This window comes from Pelagimonas sp. (assembly GCF_050633425.1).
GTDB lineage: Bacteria > Pseudomonadota > Alphaproteobacteria > Rhodobacterales > Rhodobacteraceae > Pelagimonas.
The window spans coordinates 41,150-57,470 of the sequence record NZ_JBOEGM010000020.1; the positions used below are offsets into that span (position 1 = coordinate 41,150).

Annotated in this window: 16 protein-coding genes; 9 read left to right on the forward strand and 7 right to left on the reverse strand. The window is 55.4% G+C overall.

Going from position 1 to position 16,321, the window contains the following annotated elements; all coding sequences use genetic code 11:
• Positions 1-11 precede the first annotated feature (11 nt).
• The 4 genes from ACRBB0_RS15930 to ACRBB0_RS15945 are packed head-to-tail and all read right to left on the reverse strand — an operon-like array spanning position 12 to position 3,667.
• Positions 12-773, reverse strand: coding sequence for an IclR family transcriptional regulator (locus ACRBB0_RS15930; protein ID WP_431375439.1), 762 nt, complete (start codon positions 771-773; stop codon positions 12-14).
• A gap of 11 nt (positions 774-784) precedes the next feature.
• Positions 785-2,122, reverse strand: a complete 1,338-nt coding sequence (locus tag ACRBB0_RS15935) for a TRAP transporter large permease (protein WP_431375440.1) — start codon at positions 2,120-2,122, stop codon at positions 785-787.
• Between the two features lies 1 nt (position 2,123).
• Positions 2,124-2,606, reverse strand: coding sequence for a TRAP transporter small permease (locus ACRBB0_RS15940; protein ID WP_431375441.1), 483 nt, complete (start codon positions 2,604-2,606; stop codon positions 2,124-2,126).
• Between the two features lie 14 nt (positions 2,607-2,620).
• Positions 2,621-3,667: a C4-dicarboxylate TRAP transporter substrate-binding protein gene (locus ACRBB0_RS15945; RefSeq protein WP_431375442.1), complete on the reverse strand. Its 1,047-nt coding sequence runs from the start codon at positions 3,665-3,667 to the stop codon at positions 2,621-2,623.
• A 718-nt stretch (positions 3,668-4,385) separates the two neighbouring features.
• Here ACRBB0_RS15945 and ACRBB0_RS15950 point away from each other — a divergent pair.
• The 5 genes from ACRBB0_RS15950 (at position 4,386) to ptsP (ending at position 10,643) form a co-directional block, all read left to right on the forward strand.
• The gene (locus ACRBB0_RS15950; protein ID WP_431375443.1) at positions 4,386-5,594 is read left to right on the forward strand and encodes a 3-deoxy-D-manno-octulosonic acid transferase; all 1,209 of its coding nucleotides are present in this window, start codon (positions 4,386-4,388) and stop codon (positions 5,592-5,594) included.
• A gap of 72 nt (positions 5,595-5,666) precedes the next feature.
• Positions 5,667-6,131: a DUF1178 family protein gene (locus tag ACRBB0_RS15955; protein ID WP_431375444.1), complete on the forward strand. Its 465-nt coding sequence runs from the start codon at positions 5,667-5,669 to the stop codon at positions 6,129-6,131.
• Entirely contained in the window at positions 6,131-6,778 is a 648-nt protein-coding gene (locus ACRBB0_RS15960) for an SDR family NAD(P)-dependent oxidoreductase (RefSeq protein ID WP_431375445.1), read from the forward strand. Before ACRBB0_RS15955 ends, ACRBB0_RS15960 begins: the two co-directional genes overlap by 1 nt.
• 183 nt (positions 6,779-6,961) lie before the next feature.
• Positions 6,962-8,197, forward strand: coding sequence for an aspartate kinase (locus tag ACRBB0_RS15965; protein ID WP_431375446.1), 1,236 nt, complete (start codon positions 6,962-6,964; stop codon positions 8,195-8,197).
• A gap of 205 nt (positions 8,198-8,402) precedes the next feature.
• Complete coding sequence (gene ptsP, locus ACRBB0_RS15970) at positions 8,403-10,643, forward strand: phosphoenolpyruvate--protein phosphotransferase (protein WP_431375447.1); 2,241 nt, start codon at positions 8,403-8,405, stop codon at positions 10,641-10,643.
• A gap of 374 nt (positions 10,644-11,017) precedes the next feature.
• Here the strand turns inward: ptsP and ACRBB0_RS15975 are convergent, their stop codons facing one another.
• Positions 11,018-11,797 (reverse strand): EcsC family protein, encoded by a 780-nt coding sequence (locus ACRBB0_RS15975; RefSeq protein WP_431375448.1) that lies wholly within the window; start codon positions 11,795-11,797, stop codon positions 11,018-11,020.
• A gap of 50 nt (positions 11,798-11,847) precedes the next feature.
• Positions 11,848-12,345 carry a GNAT family N-acetyltransferase gene (locus ACRBB0_RS15980; RefSeq protein WP_431375449.1) on the reverse strand — a complete coding sequence of 166 codons (498 nt, stop codon included), beginning with the start codon at positions 12,343-12,345 and terminating at the stop codon, positions 11,848-11,850.
• Between the two features lie 87 nt (positions 12,346-12,432).
• Here ACRBB0_RS15980 and ACRBB0_RS15985 point away from each other — a divergent pair, with 87 nt between their 5' ends.
• Together ACRBB0_RS15985 and ACRBB0_RS15990 are read left to right on the forward strand one after the other, a co-directional pair.
• A complete protein-coding gene (locus ACRBB0_RS15985) occupies positions 12,433-13,014 on the forward strand; it encodes a flavin reductase family protein (protein WP_431375450.1) in 582 nt (193 codons plus the stop codon).
• 179 nt (positions 13,015-13,193) lie between these two features.
• On the forward strand, positions 13,194-13,835 hold the full coding sequence (locus tag ACRBB0_RS15990; protein ID WP_431375451.1) for a CatB-related O-acetyltransferase: 642 nt from the start codon (positions 13,194-13,196) through the stop codon (positions 13,833-13,835).
• A 127-nt stretch (positions 13,836-13,962) separates the two neighbouring features.
• Here the strand turns inward: ACRBB0_RS15990 and ACRBB0_RS15995 are convergent, their stop codons facing one another.
• Positions 13,963-15,597, reverse strand: coding sequence for a SulP family inorganic anion transporter (locus ACRBB0_RS15995; protein ID WP_431375452.1), 1,635 nt, complete (start codon positions 15,595-15,597; stop codon positions 13,963-13,965).
• A 166-nt stretch (positions 15,598-15,763) separates the two neighbouring features.
• Here ACRBB0_RS15995 and ACRBB0_RS16000 point away from each other — a divergent pair, with 166 nt between their 5' ends.
• Together ACRBB0_RS16000 and ACRBB0_RS16005 are read left to right on the forward strand one after the other, a co-directional pair.
• Entirely contained in the window at positions 15,764-16,015 is a 252-nt protein-coding gene (locus tag ACRBB0_RS16000; RefSeq protein ID WP_431375453.1) for a hypothetical protein, read from the forward strand.
• Entirely contained in the window at positions 16,012-16,314 is a 303-nt protein-coding gene (locus ACRBB0_RS16005; RefSeq protein ID WP_431375454.1) for a hypothetical protein, read from the forward strand. Before ACRBB0_RS16000 ends, ACRBB0_RS16005 begins: the two co-directional genes overlap by 4 nt.
• Positions 16,315-16,321 lie beyond the last annotated feature (7 nt).

The following is a 16,321-nucleotide window of genomic DNA, read 5'->3' on the forward strand; positions in this document are numbered from 1 at the left end:
GGCGTTCTTTTCTATAGTCCGAGTTGATCCAGCGCCCTGCGGCCGCCGGTTTTTAATTCGAGGTCGCGCATGCTATCGCGCAAGGCCGGGCCGACCTCGTTCAAAATGCGCTCATCCGTGAGTTCCTCCGGCGTCGCGCCGCAGCCAAATACCACAGGCTCACCAAAGTTCGAGGCAAAGAAAGGGCGCGACACGGCATTGACCCTCTTGGAAAACCGAGCCGCCCCTTGAACAAACACAAACCCTTGCGATGAGAGTTGGTCATGCGCAAATTGGCGTTGGTCCGTCAGGTCAGCGTCCGGCTCCATTGCGCTGAACTGCGCATCGCTCAACGCCGCCAAAAAGGCCTGCCCCGTGGAGGAGCGAGACATCGGCACACGGTTGCCGGTTTCCAGCCAAATTGACCCGGCATTGCGTGGCCGCCACGTGCGCACCAAGGTCATAGACCCACCGTCGCGCACCGCCATCAAGACCAATGTTTGGGTCTTGTTGGCCAGTTCCTGCATCGGCGCGGCTGCCAGATCCATAAATGAGGCAGAGGCTTGCGCGAGGCTCGCCAAGGCCAAAGCCGACGGGCCAAGACGAAGCAAATTGCCGTTTTGGCTTAGATAGCCCAGCTCCTTAAGTGTATAGGTCAGCCGTGTGATCGTGGCCGCAGAGATGCCAGTGCGTTCAACAATCTGGCTATGGCTCAGCCCGTCGTCGCTGATCCGAAACGCCCGCAAAACAGAGAGGCCCCGCGCCAGAGTGTTGGCAAATTTTCGATCGGTCATTTTGCGGCCCTTCACATGCTGGTCGGTATGAGAAGAGAGATAACCGGGAACGCCATGATGAGCAAAAGCACGATGAAATCGACGGACAAGAATCGTGCAATACCGGCAAAAATACGGTCCAGAGGCGCGTCTTTGCCAACCACACCGGCGATGACAAACACATTTAAGCCGACCGGCGGCGTGATCAAACCGATTTCAAGCAGCTTGACGATCACCACGCCAAACCAAATCAGGTCCAGACCATATCCTTCGACCAACGGAATGATCAGCGGCAGCGTCAAAACCATGATTCCGATAGGGTCCAGGAACATGCCCAACAGCAGATAGATCACCGCAATCGCCGCCATCAGCGCAAAAACCGACAGGTTTGCATCTGCCACCATTCCGACCAGCTTGGGCGCGACCCCGGTCAAGGCAATGAAGGCCACAAAGATTTTCGCACTGGCGGCGATGATGAAAATGCCCGCGGTTTGGATGCAGGTTTCCTTGAGCGACTCCCAAAGCGACGGCCAGTTCAACTGCTTTTGGGCAAACCCAACGGCGATTGCAAAGCTGACTGAAACGGCTGCGGCCTCTGTTGCTGTAAAAATACCGCCGTAAATGCCCCCGACGATGACAACAAATAACAGCATCGCAGGCCATGCCTTGATCGCCGCTTGGGCTCTTTGAGCGCGGGTATAAGTTAACCCTGAATCTGGAGCGATGCTTGGGTCATGGCGCACCCAGACGGCGACAACCAGAACAAACCCCGCAAGGGTCAGAAGCCCCGGAAGAACTCCCGCCAAAAACAGTTTGGACACCGATGTTTCGGTGAAAATTCCATAAATGATAAACAGCACAGATGGCGGAATGAGCGAGCCAAGTGTCCCCCCCGCTGCAACAGAGGCCGTGGCCAGCCGATTGTCATAGCCCATGCGCAGCATTTCCGGCGTACAAATCCGGCCCATTGTCGAGGCGCAGGCAATCGAGCTGCCAGTGATGGCCGAAAACCCGCCACAGCCGACGATGGATGCCATAGCCACGCCACCACGCAAATTCGTCAACCAGACTTTGGCGGCTTCATAGATATTCGTCGTGATTCCAGCACGATACGCGATATGGCCAAGCGCAACAAAAAGCGGGATCATCGACAAGTTGTAATTATGAACCAGATCAAAGGCGTTTGAAAACACCATGGATGTGGTCGGTCGGATAGCCCGTTCTGGTGCAAAAGCCCCCGTTCGGGTTGCAAAAATCACAAAGGTGCCGATTGTTGACGCGCTGGCCAATGCAAAGGCAATCGGCACGCGAATAGCCAGCATTCCAAGCACCGCCGAAAAGGCGATGAGGCCGATCAAAGCTCCATCCATGTTATTTCGCCTTTTTTTCGTGCAGGAATGCCTGCGCATCTTCAATCAGAACCAGAAATAGACGCAGCCAACATGCTGACATCGCGACAAAAAATATCAAACGCCCGGGCCATTTCGGCAAAGATAAATCACCGAAAAAGAAACTGCCTTTGGTCCAGGTCGCGACAAGCTCACGCCATCCCGCGTAGACCATCGGAGCCAATGCAACCAAGCCAATGACCCAACCAATCAGAATGAGAAATTGCGTCACGCGGGGCGGCAACCGATTGGTAAGCACCTCGACGCAGACATGCGCACGGGCGGCTGTGACCGCGGCCAGCGGCAACAAAATCCCGGCAACCATCAGCTCTCGTACAAGGACGACGCTGTCAGGAAGTGAGGTGCCGAATAAGCGCAAGACAACGTTTAACGTGATCATTGCGCCCATCACCAGCACCGCCAGGGCCGCAAGCCCCAGCAGAATATTTTCAAAGCGTTTCAACATTTAACGCTGCCTTCTTAACGTGTCCACGGATAGCCTTTTTCGTCGCGTTCACCGGCGTATTTCGCCAATAAAGCGCGATACTCATCCAGCAAAGTCGCCCCATTGAGACCTGCTTTGCCAGCTGTCTCGACCCAGGCATCCACATGCACACCGCCCTTTTGCAGCAGCTTGGCACGCTCTTCTTGCGGCAGTTCGATGACTTCGACGCCCGCAGCCTTCATGTCTTCGATTGCCTTCATGTTGGCCCCGGTCAGGATCTCACCAAAATAGTCAACCATGTCGGAGCCAGTCGAAAGCAGTAGCTCTTGCTGATCGGCGTTCAGCGACTCAAAGGCGTCTTTGTTCATGAATGTGCCAACACCCCCGACCTGCCCCCAGTTGAGCAAAGTGTAGCTATCCATGACCTCCGCCTGTTTCAGCGCGGAAACGGCATAGGAATAGCCCTGGGAACAGTCGATTAAACCGCTATCAAGCCCCTGATACGCATCATAAATCGACATGCGAACCATGTTGGCCCCCATCTCGCCAAAGACCTTCCCATAGGCTCCAACCCCACGCACTTTTAGCCCATCAATATCCTCCGCAGACCGGATCGCAGCCCCCTTACAGCCGATATTGACCTGACTCGTGGTAAAGGTCCCAATGTAGACAAGGTTTTTATCGTCCAGAGCTTGCTTGATCTCGGCATTGGTGCGGAACAGCTCATCGGTGGCGCGCATGCCGACCCAGGCATCCGGGTTATCCAGCGGCAGGTCTGCGATCCCGTAACTGGCAAATTCCTGTGGGTAATAAACAGAAATGATGGTGCCCATGTCGGCAACGCCGTCATGAATGGATTGCAAAGCCGCATTGGCCTTGAACAACGCCCCACCCCATTGAACGTCGATGCGCAAATCGCCGCTCGAACGCTCTGACACTTGATCTGCAAACCATTGGATGGCGTTCGCCCGCGCGCCCCGGCTTGGGCCTGCCTCACCGTGGATCAATACTGTTTCAGCACCGACCGCCCCCGCGCAAAGCGCCGCCATGACGGCCGCAGCCGTTGTTTTCCAGTATTTCATGAAATCCTCCCAGTTTCACTATGCGAAATTGCATTTTACTTTTCAATCATAAACAGCCGCGTGCAGCAGTATCAAGAAAAAACTGCATCCGGCCAAAGCCCTGCGGTGAACCGGGACTGAAGTTCCAGAATATCTTTTTACTTCTGTGCGTTAGGCTTCCATGAGGTCTACAAACACCACCGATTTGGGCTCCAGCAGAAGTAACAATACAAACATGCGAAAGGACCATCGTATTTCGGGCACCAAAGCCCCTCACCCTAGAACTGAAGATGCGCCCACAACACCCTGAAATTAAAAATTATTTCGATCTGATTGCACTTCCAAACCGTCTGGAAAGCAAAACAAATTGGTGACGCTTTCACAAATGCGATCACTTTTCGCAGCACTTCATGGGGTAAACATGGGTATAAATTGATTTTGGGCAATAAAGTCGGCGTTTAAAGTGAAATTCCGCCAAAAATATCGAAATATTGAAATTACAATATGCCAACGGATGAGAGCTCTTCGGATCGAAAAAATCTTATCCCCAATTCGTCCACAGCAAGGTCACGCCGCAAGCTATTCAGACCAATCCAGACTTTCCGTTCGGCTCGCCTTATCCACAAAATCGGACCTCAGGCCAAGCGCATTTCCAATTCCAGCTATTCTTTTCTTTGCAGAAGCCTAAGGCTGCCCCTTGCCATTTCCTGCGCACCGGGCCTAATCCCGGCGCAACCATTTGAAACCGGGTTTTGTTTTGCTGCTCTACCGTTTCCTACTCAGTCTTTTTGCAGGCATGGTGCTCGCCAAAGGCGACAGGTCTGCCCGTATGGGCAACATCTCTCCTGCTTCCGGGCCGCATGTTTGGGTCCACGGGGCGTCAAATGGTGAGCTGAGCGCCGCCCTCCCCGTATTGGAACGGGTGACCCATGATTGCCAGCACCTGAATTGGCTGATCACCTGCAACACAGAGACGGCCCGCTCGATGGTAGAAGCCTGGGGCCTTCCAAACACCTCGGTTCGGCTTGCGCCTATAGATTTGGAGCGGGTCGCAAAACGGGTACTACGGGATTGGGACGTCAGGGCGCATATCGCGCTGGAATCGGAAATCTGGCCGCATCGTATCTTGGCCTGCTCCGGTCCGACCGTATTGCTTGGCGCACGGATGAGCGCGAGCACGGCGCGTAGTTGGGCAAAACTGGGCGACCTTCCCAAACGTGTTCTACAAAAAGTTGCGTTTGCCTCAGCCCAAGACACAGGCTCCCGCGATAGGCTTGTTGAGCTTGGCCTGCCTGCCCAGGCCATAGGCCCCATTGCGGACCTCAAAGCGCTATACCAGCCCTCAACCATCTTACCGGACGCGGCTCTAACGGCAGTCTTTCCGCGCGAGAGCACCTGGTTGGCGGCCTCAACACATGAGGGCGAGGATGACGTCGTTCTGGAGGCTCATAAAATTGCGCGTGAGACAGATCCATCTTTGCGCCTGATCCTTGCCCCACGTCATCCAAGACGCGCACAGGAGATCGTGACCCTCATTCACTCAAAGGCGATGAGTGTCGCACAGCGCAGCGCCAAGTCGCCCCCAGACGCAGACGTCTATTTGGTCGACACAATGGGCGAAATGCCCTTGTGGTATCAGCTGGCTGGCCGCGTGTTTGTCGCAGGAAGCTTGACCGATCGTGGTGGGCACACACCGTACGAACCCGTCGCCTTTGGTGCCGCTGTGATTTTTGGCCCCGACATGAAAAACCATGCGGCTGCGCGTGATCGCCTTATGGAGGCCAAAGCCGCGCATGAAATCGGCACGGCACAGGAATTGGCCGCGGCCTTGCTTGACCTCAAAAGCAATCAAATTGAAATGGGGACCAAAGCCCGGGACGCGCTGCGGATCGACACCGATCTGGACGGTCTTTGCAAAACATTGCTGGAAACATTACCAAAACCTTAGCCCCGCTTGCGCCTGTTAATGATTTGTTTATCTTTGGCAGGCCCAATAGAGCAGACAATTAGACAGTCATACATGATTCAATACAGCCTCAAATGTGCCGATGGCCACCAGTTCGACAGCTGGTTCCAATCGGCCAGCGCCTTTGACAAACTGCAAGCCTCTGGGCATGTGGCCTGTGCTGTTTGTGGCTCAGGTCAGGTGCAAAAAGCCCTTATGGCGCCTCGGGTCAAAACCTCGGATGATGGTGTCGCCCCGATGCAAGATGCGCCACCTCCCCCTGCCAAGACACCCGAAACATCGCTGAACGCGCCTGCATCCGAAGCAGAACAGGCGATTGCGAAGTTGAAGGACCATGTTGAAAAGAACTCAGACTATGTTGGCAAAGATTTCGCCAGCGAGGCACGCGCCATGCATGATGGTGACACCCCGGAACGGGCAATTTGGGGCGAAGCCAAGCTAGAAGATGCCAAAGCCTTGGTCGATGACGGTATTCCCGTCGCCCCGCTCCCTTTCATACCCACACGGAAAAGCAACTGATGGCGACCTATCTGATTACCGGCGCAAATCGTGGTATCGGTGCCGCAATGGATAGCCTGCTGGTGAACCGGGGGGACAGCGTAATTGGCACAGCGCGCAATCATCCCGAATATTTGTCCTTGGACGTCACCGATCCTGAATCGCAAAACGCAATGTCGCGCCAACTCGCGGGTCGGTGCATTGACACGCTGGTATGCAACGCCGGTGTTTATCTCGACAAGGGAGAGACCTTGGCGGGCGGATTTCCGGCGCAAATGTGGGCCGACAGTTTCGCAGCCAATGTGACCGGCGTCTTTTTGTCTGTGCAGGCGCTGTTGCCAAACCTGCAAATGTCCGCTGACCCTAAAATTGCGATCATCAGCAGCCAAATGGCGTCGCACACACGTGCGCCGGGGGGAAGCTATATCTATCGCGCCTCCAAAGCTGCTGCCCTGAATTTGGGTCGCAACCTTGCCACTGACCTGCGCAAGCTTAATATCGCGGTCGGCATTTACCATCCCGGATGGGTCAAAACGGATATGGGCGGCGACGCGGCTGACATTTCGGTCGAAGACTCGGCTGCCGGATTGGTAAACCGGTTTGATGCGTTGAGCATGAAAACCACCGGCTGTTTTGAAACATGGGACGGGAAGCAGCATCCGTTTTAATCGCTGCAAAAGGCTGCAAACCTAGCGGTGCAGGTTTCTTGCGGTATAAGGCCCGGCGATACCCCCAGACGAATAACAAAGTCACTCCGCCGCCCCATATCTCGGCGATCAAGACCATTGCACCCTTGCACAAAGAGGCCTCAGGTCGTACACCCCCGCGCGATCTGATCCGAAAGGCACCTTATGCCCGTTCTCGTTATGAAATTCGGTGGCACATCCGTTGCCACGTTGGACCGCATTCGACGCGCCGCAAAACGCGTCGGTGTCGAAGTCGCAAAAGGCTATGATGTCATTGTCATTGTCTCGGCGATGTCGGGCGAAACCAACAAGCTGGTTGGCTATGTCAACGAAACGTCTGAGCTGTTTGATGCGCGTGAATATGATGCGATTGTCAGTTCCGGTGAAAACGTCACCGCTGGCCTGATGGCCCTGACATTGCAGGAAATGGACGTGCCTGCGCGTAGTTGGCAGGGCTGGCAAGTTCCTGTCAAAACCACCGATGCCCATTCTGCCGCCCGGATCGAAGAGATCCCGCCCGCTAATATCATGCAAAAATTTGGCGAAGGCATGAAGGTCGCGGTTGTCGCCGGTTTCCAGGGGATCAGCCCCGAGGGCCGCATCACCACGTTGGGACGCGGTGGGTCGGATACAACTGCCGTCGCCTTTGCCGCCGCTTTCGAAGCCGAACGTTGCGACATCTATACGGATGTTGATGGCGTTTACACCACGGACCCGCGCATTTGCGACAAGGCGCGCAAGCTCGATAAAATTGCGTTTGAAGAAATGCTTGAGCTGGCATCCCTTGGGGCCAAAGTGCTGCAAACCCGCTCGGTTGAGCTGGCGATGCGCTACAAAGTTAAGCTGCGCGTTTTGAGCAGTTTTGAGGAACAGTCGGACGAAGCGGGCACGCTCGTTTGCGACGAGGAGGACATCATGGAAAGCAATGTCGTGGCCGGTGTGGCCTATTCACGGGACGAAGCCAAAATGACGCTTGTCTCGGTCGCGGATCGCCCAGGCATCGCCGCCGCAATCTTTGGCCCCTTGGCCGAAGCGGGGATCAATGTGGATATGATCATCCAGAACATCTCTGAAGACGGTCGCACCGATATGACCTTCTCCTGCCCGACCGATCAGGTGGCACGGGCACAAAAGGCGATCGACGGCATCAAAGCCTCGGGCGAGCTGAACTTTTCGGGCGTTGATATTGATGAAAGCGTGGCCAAGATTTCCATCGTCGGCATTGGTATGCGAAGCCACGCGGGCGTCGCATCAAAAATGTTCAAAGTGCTCTCTGACGAAGGCATCAACATCAAGGTCATCACCACATCCGAAATCAAGGTATCTGTGCTGATCGAACGCAAATACATGGAGCTGGCCGTTCAGTCGCTTCATGATGCGTTTGAACTTGAAAAAGCCTAAGAGACTTAACAGTTTTGTAAAACGCCGCGGTCAAAATGAGCGCGACGTTCTCATTTCTGTCACTCAAATTGATATAGCTGCCTAATCCGTTAGCAGCGTTGAAAAGCCTTGCATTTTTGCTGCGTTGCGGCGGGGCATTCTGCTTTCCCTTCCCTGTGTAACTCGCCTATAGCTGGTGTTCGGAGAGTGGAGGAGCCGACGAGTTATGGCCGACAATCTTGAAAGCGAAAGCCGCAAACTGCTTGGGCGGTTGCGGGACACGATGGCCGAAGAGGCCGCCGGTCAAGAACGGCTGGACAAGATCACCCATTTGACCGCAGATTCGATGCGGACTGAAGTCTGCTCGGTATATCTTTTTCGAGATGCCGAAACTCTTGAACTATGTGCGACACAGGGTTTGAACCAAGAAGCCGTCCACGAAACGCGCATGAAAATGGGCGAGGGTCTGGTCGGGCGTGTCGCGCGTTCGAGCGGTGTGGTGAAAACTGCAGATGCGCCATCTGAGCCCGGTTTTCGCTATATGCCGGAAACCGGCGAAGAGATTTACTCCAGCTTTCTTGGCGTCCCAATTCAGCGTTTGGGCGAGAAACTGGGTGTTCTGGTTGTGCAGAGCAAGGAGAAGCGCGACTTTAGCGCCGATGATGTCTATGCGCTAGAAGTGGTGGCGATGGTTTTGGCCGAGATGGCCGAACTCGGGGCCTTTGTCGGCGAAGGCGCTGCGCTTAAGGCGCGTCATACGCAGGCCGTGTTGCTGCGCGGTGGCACCGGACAAGAAGGCACCGCCATGGGCCGGGTCTGGCTCCACGAACCGCGTGTTGTGGTCACAAACCCCGTCGCCGATGATCCGGTCAAAGAAAGCGCCCGCCTGCACGAAGCCGTGGACACTTTGCGGGTCTCAGTCGATGAAATGCTGGCAGGGGCCTCTGCCGATGCCGAACAGATGCAAGTGCTTGAAGCCTATCGGATGTTTGCCAATTCCAAAGGCTGGATGCGGCGCATGGAAGAGGACATCGCCCGCGGATTATCGGCCGAGGCTGCGGTTGAAAAAGAACAATCTCAGGCCCGCGCGCGGATGCGCCAGATTACCGACGGTTACCTGCGCGAAAGGTTGCATGACCTTGACGACCTGTCCAACCGTCTCTTGCGGATTTTAACCGGTCAAGGTCGGGAAACGGGCTCAGAGATGCCGCCCGACCCCGTGCTGATTGCACGCAATATTGGGCCCGCTGAATTGCTGGAATATGGTCGTGGGCTCAAAGGGGTGGTCCTAGAAGAGGGATCGGTTGGCTCACATGCGGCCATCGTTGCTCGGGCATTGGCGATTCCATTGATCATCAATGCGGAGCGCATCACCAACGAGGCGCTGACGGGCGATCAGATCTTGGTCGATGGGGATCAAGGCATCGTGCATCTGCGTCCCGACGATCAGGTTGTCACGGCGTTTCGTGACAAAATGGCGATGCAGGCCAAGGCACAGGAGCGCTATGCCTCGATCCGAGAAACCGAATGCATCAGTGCAGACGGCAAGCGCATTCACCTGCATATGAATGCCGGTTTGATGGCGGATTTGCCCTCATTGGTCAGTTCCGGGGCAGAAGGTGTCGGCCTCTTTCGGACCGAATTGCAATTTCTGATCCGCAATCAAATGCCACGCCGCACGGAGTTGGCCGCGCTGTACAAGCGGGTCCTTGATGCCTCAAACGGCAAGCGGGTTGTGTTTCGCACGCTGGATATCGGATCTGACAAAGTGCTGCCCTATATGAAACCGCAGGATGAGCCAAACCCGGCCCTTGGCTGGCGTGCAATCCGAGTCGCTTTGGACAAGCCGGGCGTAATGCGGATGCAATTGCAGGCTTTGATCCGCGCGGCCGAAGGGCGCCCGTTGACGATCATGTTCCCGTTTATTGCCCAGTATAGTGAGTATAAGCTGGCGCGCGATGAGGTCGACAAAGTGTTGGCACGCGAAAAACGCCTTGGTCATGACGTGCCCGACAGTCTCGAAATTGGGGCTATGCTTGAGACCCCGTCCTTGGCTTATGCCCCGCAAAAATTCTTTGACGAAGTCGAGTTTTTGTCGATTGGCGGCAATGATCTCAAGCAGTTCTTCTTTGCGGCGGATCGTGAAAACGAACGGGTGCGGCGGCGCTATGATACGCTGAGCATGTCTTTCCTGAGCTTTCTGGAGAGCATTGTCGAGCGTTGCGAAGGCTCTGGGACAACGCTGAGTTTTTGCGGAGAAGATGCCGGTAGACCCGTAGAAGCGCTGTGTCTGGCCGCGATGGGTATATGCAACCTGTCGATGCGCCCAGCCTCTATTGGGCCAGTCAAAAGCTTGATCATGCGGTATAGTTTGAGCGAAATCCGGGCCGTGATCGCCAAAGCAGAGGCGCGTGGCGAACAATCCGTACGTGCCGCCGTCATGGATTACCTGCGTGAGAATGGCTAGGTTCATCCAGTCCTTCCACGCTCGCGATCTGAAAATTCCGAACCGGAATTTGCACGCCTCTTGCAAGAGGCGTGGGTGCGCCGGAAACTGATCTTGGGATCGCACACAGGCTTTGATTATGAAAACACCCGGCTGTGGAGTACTTCCAACAGCCGGGCGCAAAGTCAGTGACGTATCGTCTGCATCTTCTACCGTTCTGGCCAAAGACACTGTAGCGCGCTTTTCTACGCGATTCGGATCTGTTTTCACCCTGGGTGCAACGCTTGGCCGTTCAAAACCGGCGGCGATTTGGTCCCATGATCAGAACCTTCAAGTGAGGGGACTTGATTTCCCCTTTGCACGAATAAAGCTAGGCTAATTCCCCTAAAATTTGTTTAAGCGTCATCGTTGTTTTTCACTTTCTTGTCGGTGTTTTCCAGAGCGTCGCGCAATTGCGCGACCAGGGTCGCCATTGGTACTGCCGTATCACGCGACAAGGCCAACAAGCCAAAGTGCACATGCGCCATTTGCTGGTAGTAGTTCGTGAAGGCAAAATTCACAGCCGCGCCCGCAGCAGCGCCGATCACCGGAACCGCTTGGGTGGCAAGCTTTTGCCCCATGACAATCGACATGCGGGGGGCAATCGCGGCGATCACACGCTGAGCCGTGGCCCCAGTTAGCGCCAAACGCGCCGACAAGAAAGCGATGTCAGCGCCGTCATCTTTCTCCAAAGGTCCGGCAGAGGCAAAAACTGTCAGGCATTCCTTGGCGATCTCTGGATCATTGGGGTCAAACCCATGTTCAGCCGCAATCCCCTGAATTGCGCGCATCAAAACCGTCGTTGTCACCGGCAACTCGCCCAATGAAGACACCAGACCACCCGCGCCGCCAACGGCCCCCATGGCGGTGGCAAATGCCGTGTTGAGCCAGCTTTGCTTGTCACCAACTTTGCCCCGCGAATAACGCGCTGCGTGAAACGATACGTTCAAAGCACCGCGCGTTGCCTCTTCCAGTCCTGATTTCACGCCATCAGGCAATCGATCCATTAGGCTATCGGCTTGATTACCCAATAGGTTCAAAACCTGCATCCCAACGGAGTTTGCAGCCCGGTGGCGTTCTGCCAAAACGGCGATTTCCGCAGGCAATGAATAGGTCGGCAAGGTCGTGTCACTCATGAAAAGCTCCTTTCGCGCTCACACAAAGATGTGAACAGAACGGCCGCTTTTCAACCCTTGGTGGCCAAAGCCTTGGAAACGGGGCCTGTCACGTTTTGCCACGCGCCGGGTGTCAGCTCGGCCCCAAGTACCCGTTCTGGATTGGTGGGCGGCGGCATGTCGACCCCGATCAAACGCACAAAGCCAAATCGCGCGTAATAGGGCGCATCGCCAACCAACAACACACGTTGATGCCCTGCCTCAGTCGCTCTGGCCAATGTATCGCGGATCAATGACGAGCCAAGCCCCTCACCCTGAGCCGTTGGGTGAACGGCGATCGGTCCAAGCAAGAGAACCGGATGCCCATCTACCAGCACGGGCCAATAGCGAATCGCGGCCCCCAAGATACCGTCGCTGTCACGCGCGACCACACATAGGCCTGCAACCGGCGCGACGTCCTCGCGCAACCGATACGAAGACAAAGCAGAGCGACCCGGCGCAAAGCAGGTGTCGTAAAGGTTCTCGACCTCCCACCAGTCATCGGCGGTTTCTGGGTGCAGTGTGAACAATTCGGTCTCTTGCGCATTCTTTTGTGTATTTCGGCGCAAAGCGGCGTATCACGGTAGAAATCCCCGCGCAAACAGGAAGAAGCCTGAATGTTCTATCGCCCCGAAAACGGCCATGGCCTGCCTCACAATCCCTTCAACGCCATCGTAACGCCCCGCCCCATTGGCTGGATTTCGACCCGAGGCTCTGAGGGCGACAATATCGCGCCGTATTCGTTTTTTAATGCTGTCGCTTATGTGCCGCCGCAGGTGATGTTTTCTTCGACATCAGCCAAGGATAGCCTTGCCAATATCCGCGAAACCGGCGTGTTTTGTGTGAATGTAGTGTCTGAGGCGCTCAAGGAGCAGATGAACAACAGTTCCGCCGCCCTGCCCCGTGGCACCGACGAGTTCTCCCATGCCGGTATCGAAAAGGCCGAATGCGACACCATTGATGCTCCGCGCGCGCTCAACGCTCCGGCATCTCTGGAATGCAAATTAACCCAGATCCTGGACCTACCTGGCGATGCCAATTTCGCCGTCTTTGGCGAAGTCACCGGCATACACCTGCACGATGATTGCCTGCGCGACGGTATTTTTGATGTCCTCAGCTTTAACCCGGTTGCGCGTTTGGGATACCGCGATTTTTCCACAGTGCGCGATGTGTTTAGCATAAAACGCCCCGGTGAGTGACCTTGGGGTGGGATTGTCTTGGAGCGCCGTTGGCCAATGTATGTGCGCCAATCCACCCGATGGGCAAGAAATCTGGACGCATTGAAGTCAAACCGTTATCCTTGCGTTGCAACATTGGAGGCGAACATGGATCTGCACCTTTGAAACCCTGACCAGTCCCAGATTTCAAAGGAGGCTATATGACTTTGCCTGACCCAGCCTGCCCCCACCCAATAACCTTGCCCGACGGTTCAGCCCACAAGGGGACCGTTTTCCTAAGGAACGTTATCAATCATCCGCGCATGCGCATTGGTGACTTTACCTATGCGTCGGATTTCGATCCCCCAAAAGATTGGGCGGCGCGGCTTGCTCCCTATCTCTTCCCCTTTAGTCAGGAGCTGCTCACGATTGGGAAGTTTTGCCAAATCGCACATGGGGTGCGGTTTATCGGCAGCTCAGCCAACCATGAAATGTCGGGGCCAAGCACCTTTCCCTTTGCCGTTTTTGATCCAGAAACCATGCTGGGATATCAACCGGATACACGCGACATGACCATTGGGCATGACGTCTGGTTGGGCTTTGAGGCCAAGGTGCTGGCGGGGGCAAAAATCGGAAATGGCGTGATCGTCGGGGCCGGAGCCGTCGTGCGCGGCTCCATTCCAGATTACGCTATCGTCACTGGAAACCCCGCACGCGTGGTGAAGATGCGGTATTCTCCCGAAGAGATCGCCGATTTGAACGCGTTGGCTTGGTGGGATTGGCCGTTGGATCGCATTGCGATGGCTCAGAAAGCGTTGTCGACGGGGGCAATCAATGACCTGAAGGTTTTTGCCCCGCAATAGCCGCTGGGGCCGGATTATTCCAACGCGGAAATTCCGCGCCAGAAACAGGCTTTAAAAACGTCAAAGGGGGCTGACGCCCCCTTTTGGATTTCTATTCAGATCAGAGTGTTGGTTTGGACGAAGTGCCTTAATGGCCGCCCAGTATCCCGGTTTTCACGCCATAGTCGGCGGCAATCCGGTAATCTGGGTCATCATCGCTATCCACCATCAAGTGACCCGCTTTGGTCAAAAGCTGATGGCAATCACGGCTGAGATGGCGCAGTTGGATCTTTTTCCCCGCCATTTCATAGCGCCCGGCCACAGCTTCAATCGCCTGCAATGCGGACTGATCCGCCACTCGGCTCCCCGCGAAATCAATAATGACCACCTCAGGATCAACGGCCACATCAAACAGCTCGGTAAACCCGTCAGCCGACCCAAAGAACAGCGGTCCGTGGATTTCGTAAACCTGCGCGCCCTCTTCGGTTTTGGATTCGCGTTTTGTCGCTGTGATCCGGGTCGCGTTTTGCCACGCATAGGCCAAGGCCGACACGATCACGCCAACAACAACGGCAACCGCAAGGTCCTCCATCACAGTGACAACCGTCACCAGAAAGATGACAAACGCGTCGGTCAGCGGGACTTTGCGCAGGATCGTCAACGAGTTCCAAGCGAAGGTCCCGATCACCACCATGAACATCACACCAACCAAAGCGGCCAGCGGGATAAGCTCAATCAAAGGGGAGGCAAAGAGGATAAAGATCAGCAAGAAAAGCGCCGCTGCGATGCCTGAAATCCGCGTACGGGCCCCGGATTTGACGTTGATCATCGACTGACCAATCATGGCGCAGCCCCCCATGCCGCCAAAGAAACCGGTCAAAACATTTGCACCACCCTGAGCGATACATTCCTGCGAGGCACCGCCACGTTCGCCAGTCATCTCACCGACAAGGTTCAAGGTCAGCAGCGATTCGATCAGGCCAATCGCGGCCAGAATAACGGCATAAGGCAGAATAATTTGCAGCGTTTCCCAGGTCATCGGAACCTGCGGGATATGGAACGGCGGCAGGCCACCTTGGATCGAGGCCATGTCACCGACGCGCGGAACATCCAGACCAAAACCAATCACCAGTGCCGCTACGATTGCGATACCGGCCAATGGCGCGGGAACAACACGGCTGACTTTTGGCATCACCCAAATAATCGCCATGGTCAAAACTGTGAGACCAAGCATCAAATACATCGGCATGCCAGACAACCAAACGCCGCTGCTCATCCCTTCTGCGGTTTTCTCGATTGAGCCGGGAACCTTGAACTGGCCCATTTGAGCCAGGAAAATCACGATTGCCAAACCGTTGACAAAGCCCAACATCACCGGATGTGGGACCAGTCGAATGAACTTACCCCACTGCATAACACCGGCAAAAACCTGCAAGATTCCCATCAAAACGACAGTTGCGAACAGGTATTCCACCCCATGTTGCGCCACCAGCGCCACCATGACAACGGCAAGCGCGCCGGTCGCCCCAGAGATCATTCCCGGTCGGCCACCAAACAAGGCCGTAATCAAGCCAACCATAAAGGCCGCATAAAGACCGACCAACGGGTGAACCCCCGCAACAAAAGCAAAGGCCACAGCTTCGGGCACGAGGGCCAGCGCGACGGTCAGGCCGGCCAACAATTCAATCCGAAGACGCGTAACGGTCAGGCCCTCTTTGGGCATCAGGCTTAGGTCAGGCAGGGCAAAACGGTCAGACAAAGCCGCCATAAGGGAGCGTTTCATTGGGAATCCTGTTCATGGTCGCGCAGGCCGCGTTACTGCACTGCCGCCCGAAACACCAGTGTTATGGCAGTTTGGTTTCGATTTCGTAGCGAAACGCAGCCATATGCGTCTGCTGCACCTCACCTCGGAGCTTGACGCTTGTTACCTTGGTAGCTAGATAACAAATATGCGAAAAATTGAACGAATCCAAACGGGCTTGCGATTGGAGAAACGTCTGCTCAAAACCCTCAAGGCTTTGGCCGAGCATTTGGACATTTCGACCGCAGAATTGGTCGAAGCCATGGCTCTGCACGCCTTTGAAGGAAAAGCGCCGTTTTCTCCTGAAACGCGGGCAAAAATCGACATGTTGCGTCAAGTCTATGACCTTGATTTGACCGCTGCCGACAGTCACGCGACCCACGAAACGGATACTGAATGACCCTGCTTCAGGCCTTTTTGAACGACACAATCGACGCGCAAGATTTTGATCAACGCGCCCATGTGATTGTTGGGTTTGAGATCCTCAGGTCGCATACTACGAAGGACGCGACTGCGATCTATGCGCGACACCTCAAGGCGCTGACCATTCGGGCCGGGGCCCCCGAAAAATTCAGCGCCAAGATCACCGAGCATGCCTTGAGCTTGATTGCCTCTCGTATGAGCGGTGATGAAGACGCCGCGGCGTTTCTTGATCAAAACCCCGACTTGTTAAACTCAAAGAGTTTTCGTTCTGATTGACACGTTG

Excerpts from the sequence above, each read along its gene's own strand:
- ACRBB0_RS16005 (WP_431375454.1), top strand. The coding sequence starts at position 16,012 with ATGACCCTGCTTCAGGCCTTTTTGAACGACACAATCGACGCGCAAGAT.
- ACRBB0_RS15955 (WP_431375444.1), top strand. The coding sequence starts at position 5,667 with ATGATTCAATACAGCCTCAAATGTGCCGATGGCCACCAGTTCGACAGC.
- ACRBB0_RS15960 (WP_431375445.1), top strand. The coding sequence starts at position 6,131 with ATGGCGACCTATCTGATTACCGGCGCAAATCGTGGTATCGGTGCCGCA.
- ptsP (WP_431375447.1), top strand. The coding sequence starts at position 8,403 with ATGGCCGACAATCTTGAAAGCGAAAGCCGCAAACTGCTTGGGCGGTTG.
- ACRBB0_RS16000 (WP_431375453.1), top strand. The coding sequence starts at position 15,764 with ATGCGAAAAATTGAACGAATCCAAACGGGCTTGCGATTGGAGAAACGT.
- ACRBB0_RS15940 (WP_431375441.1), bottom strand. The coding sequence starts at position 2,606 with ATGTTGAAACGCTTTGAAAATATTCTGCTGGGGCTTGCGGCCCTGGCG.
- ACRBB0_RS15995 (WP_431375452.1), bottom strand. The coding sequence starts at position 15,597 with ATGAAACGCTCCCTTATGGCGGCTTTGTCTGACCGTTTTGCCCTGCCT.
- ACRBB0_RS15930 (WP_431375439.1), bottom strand. The coding sequence starts at position 773 with ATGACCGATCGAAAATTTGCCAACACTCTGGCGCGGGGCCTCTCTGTT.
- ACRBB0_RS15965 (WP_431375446.1), top strand. The coding sequence starts at position 6,962 with ATGCCCGTTCTCGTTATGAAATTCGGTGGCACATCCGTTGCCACGTTG.
- ACRBB0_RS15935 (WP_431375440.1), bottom strand. The coding sequence starts at position 2,122 with ATGGATGGAGCTTTGATCGGCCTCATCGCCTTTTCGGCGGTGCTTGGA.
- ACRBB0_RS15975 (WP_431375448.1), bottom strand. The coding sequence starts at position 11,797 with ATGAGTGACACGACCTTGCCGACCTATTCATTGCCTGCGGAAATCGCC.
- ACRBB0_RS15985 (WP_431375450.1), top strand. The coding sequence starts at position 12,433 with ATGTTCTATCGCCCCGAAAACGGCCATGGCCTGCCTCACAATCCCTTC.
- ACRBB0_RS15990 (WP_431375451.1), top strand. The coding sequence starts at position 13,194 with ATGACTTTGCCTGACCCAGCCTGCCCCCACCCAATAACCTTGCCCGAC.
- ACRBB0_RS15945 (WP_431375442.1), bottom strand. The coding sequence starts at position 3,667 with ATGAAATACTGGAAAACAACGGCTGCGGCCGTCATGGCGGCGCTTTGC.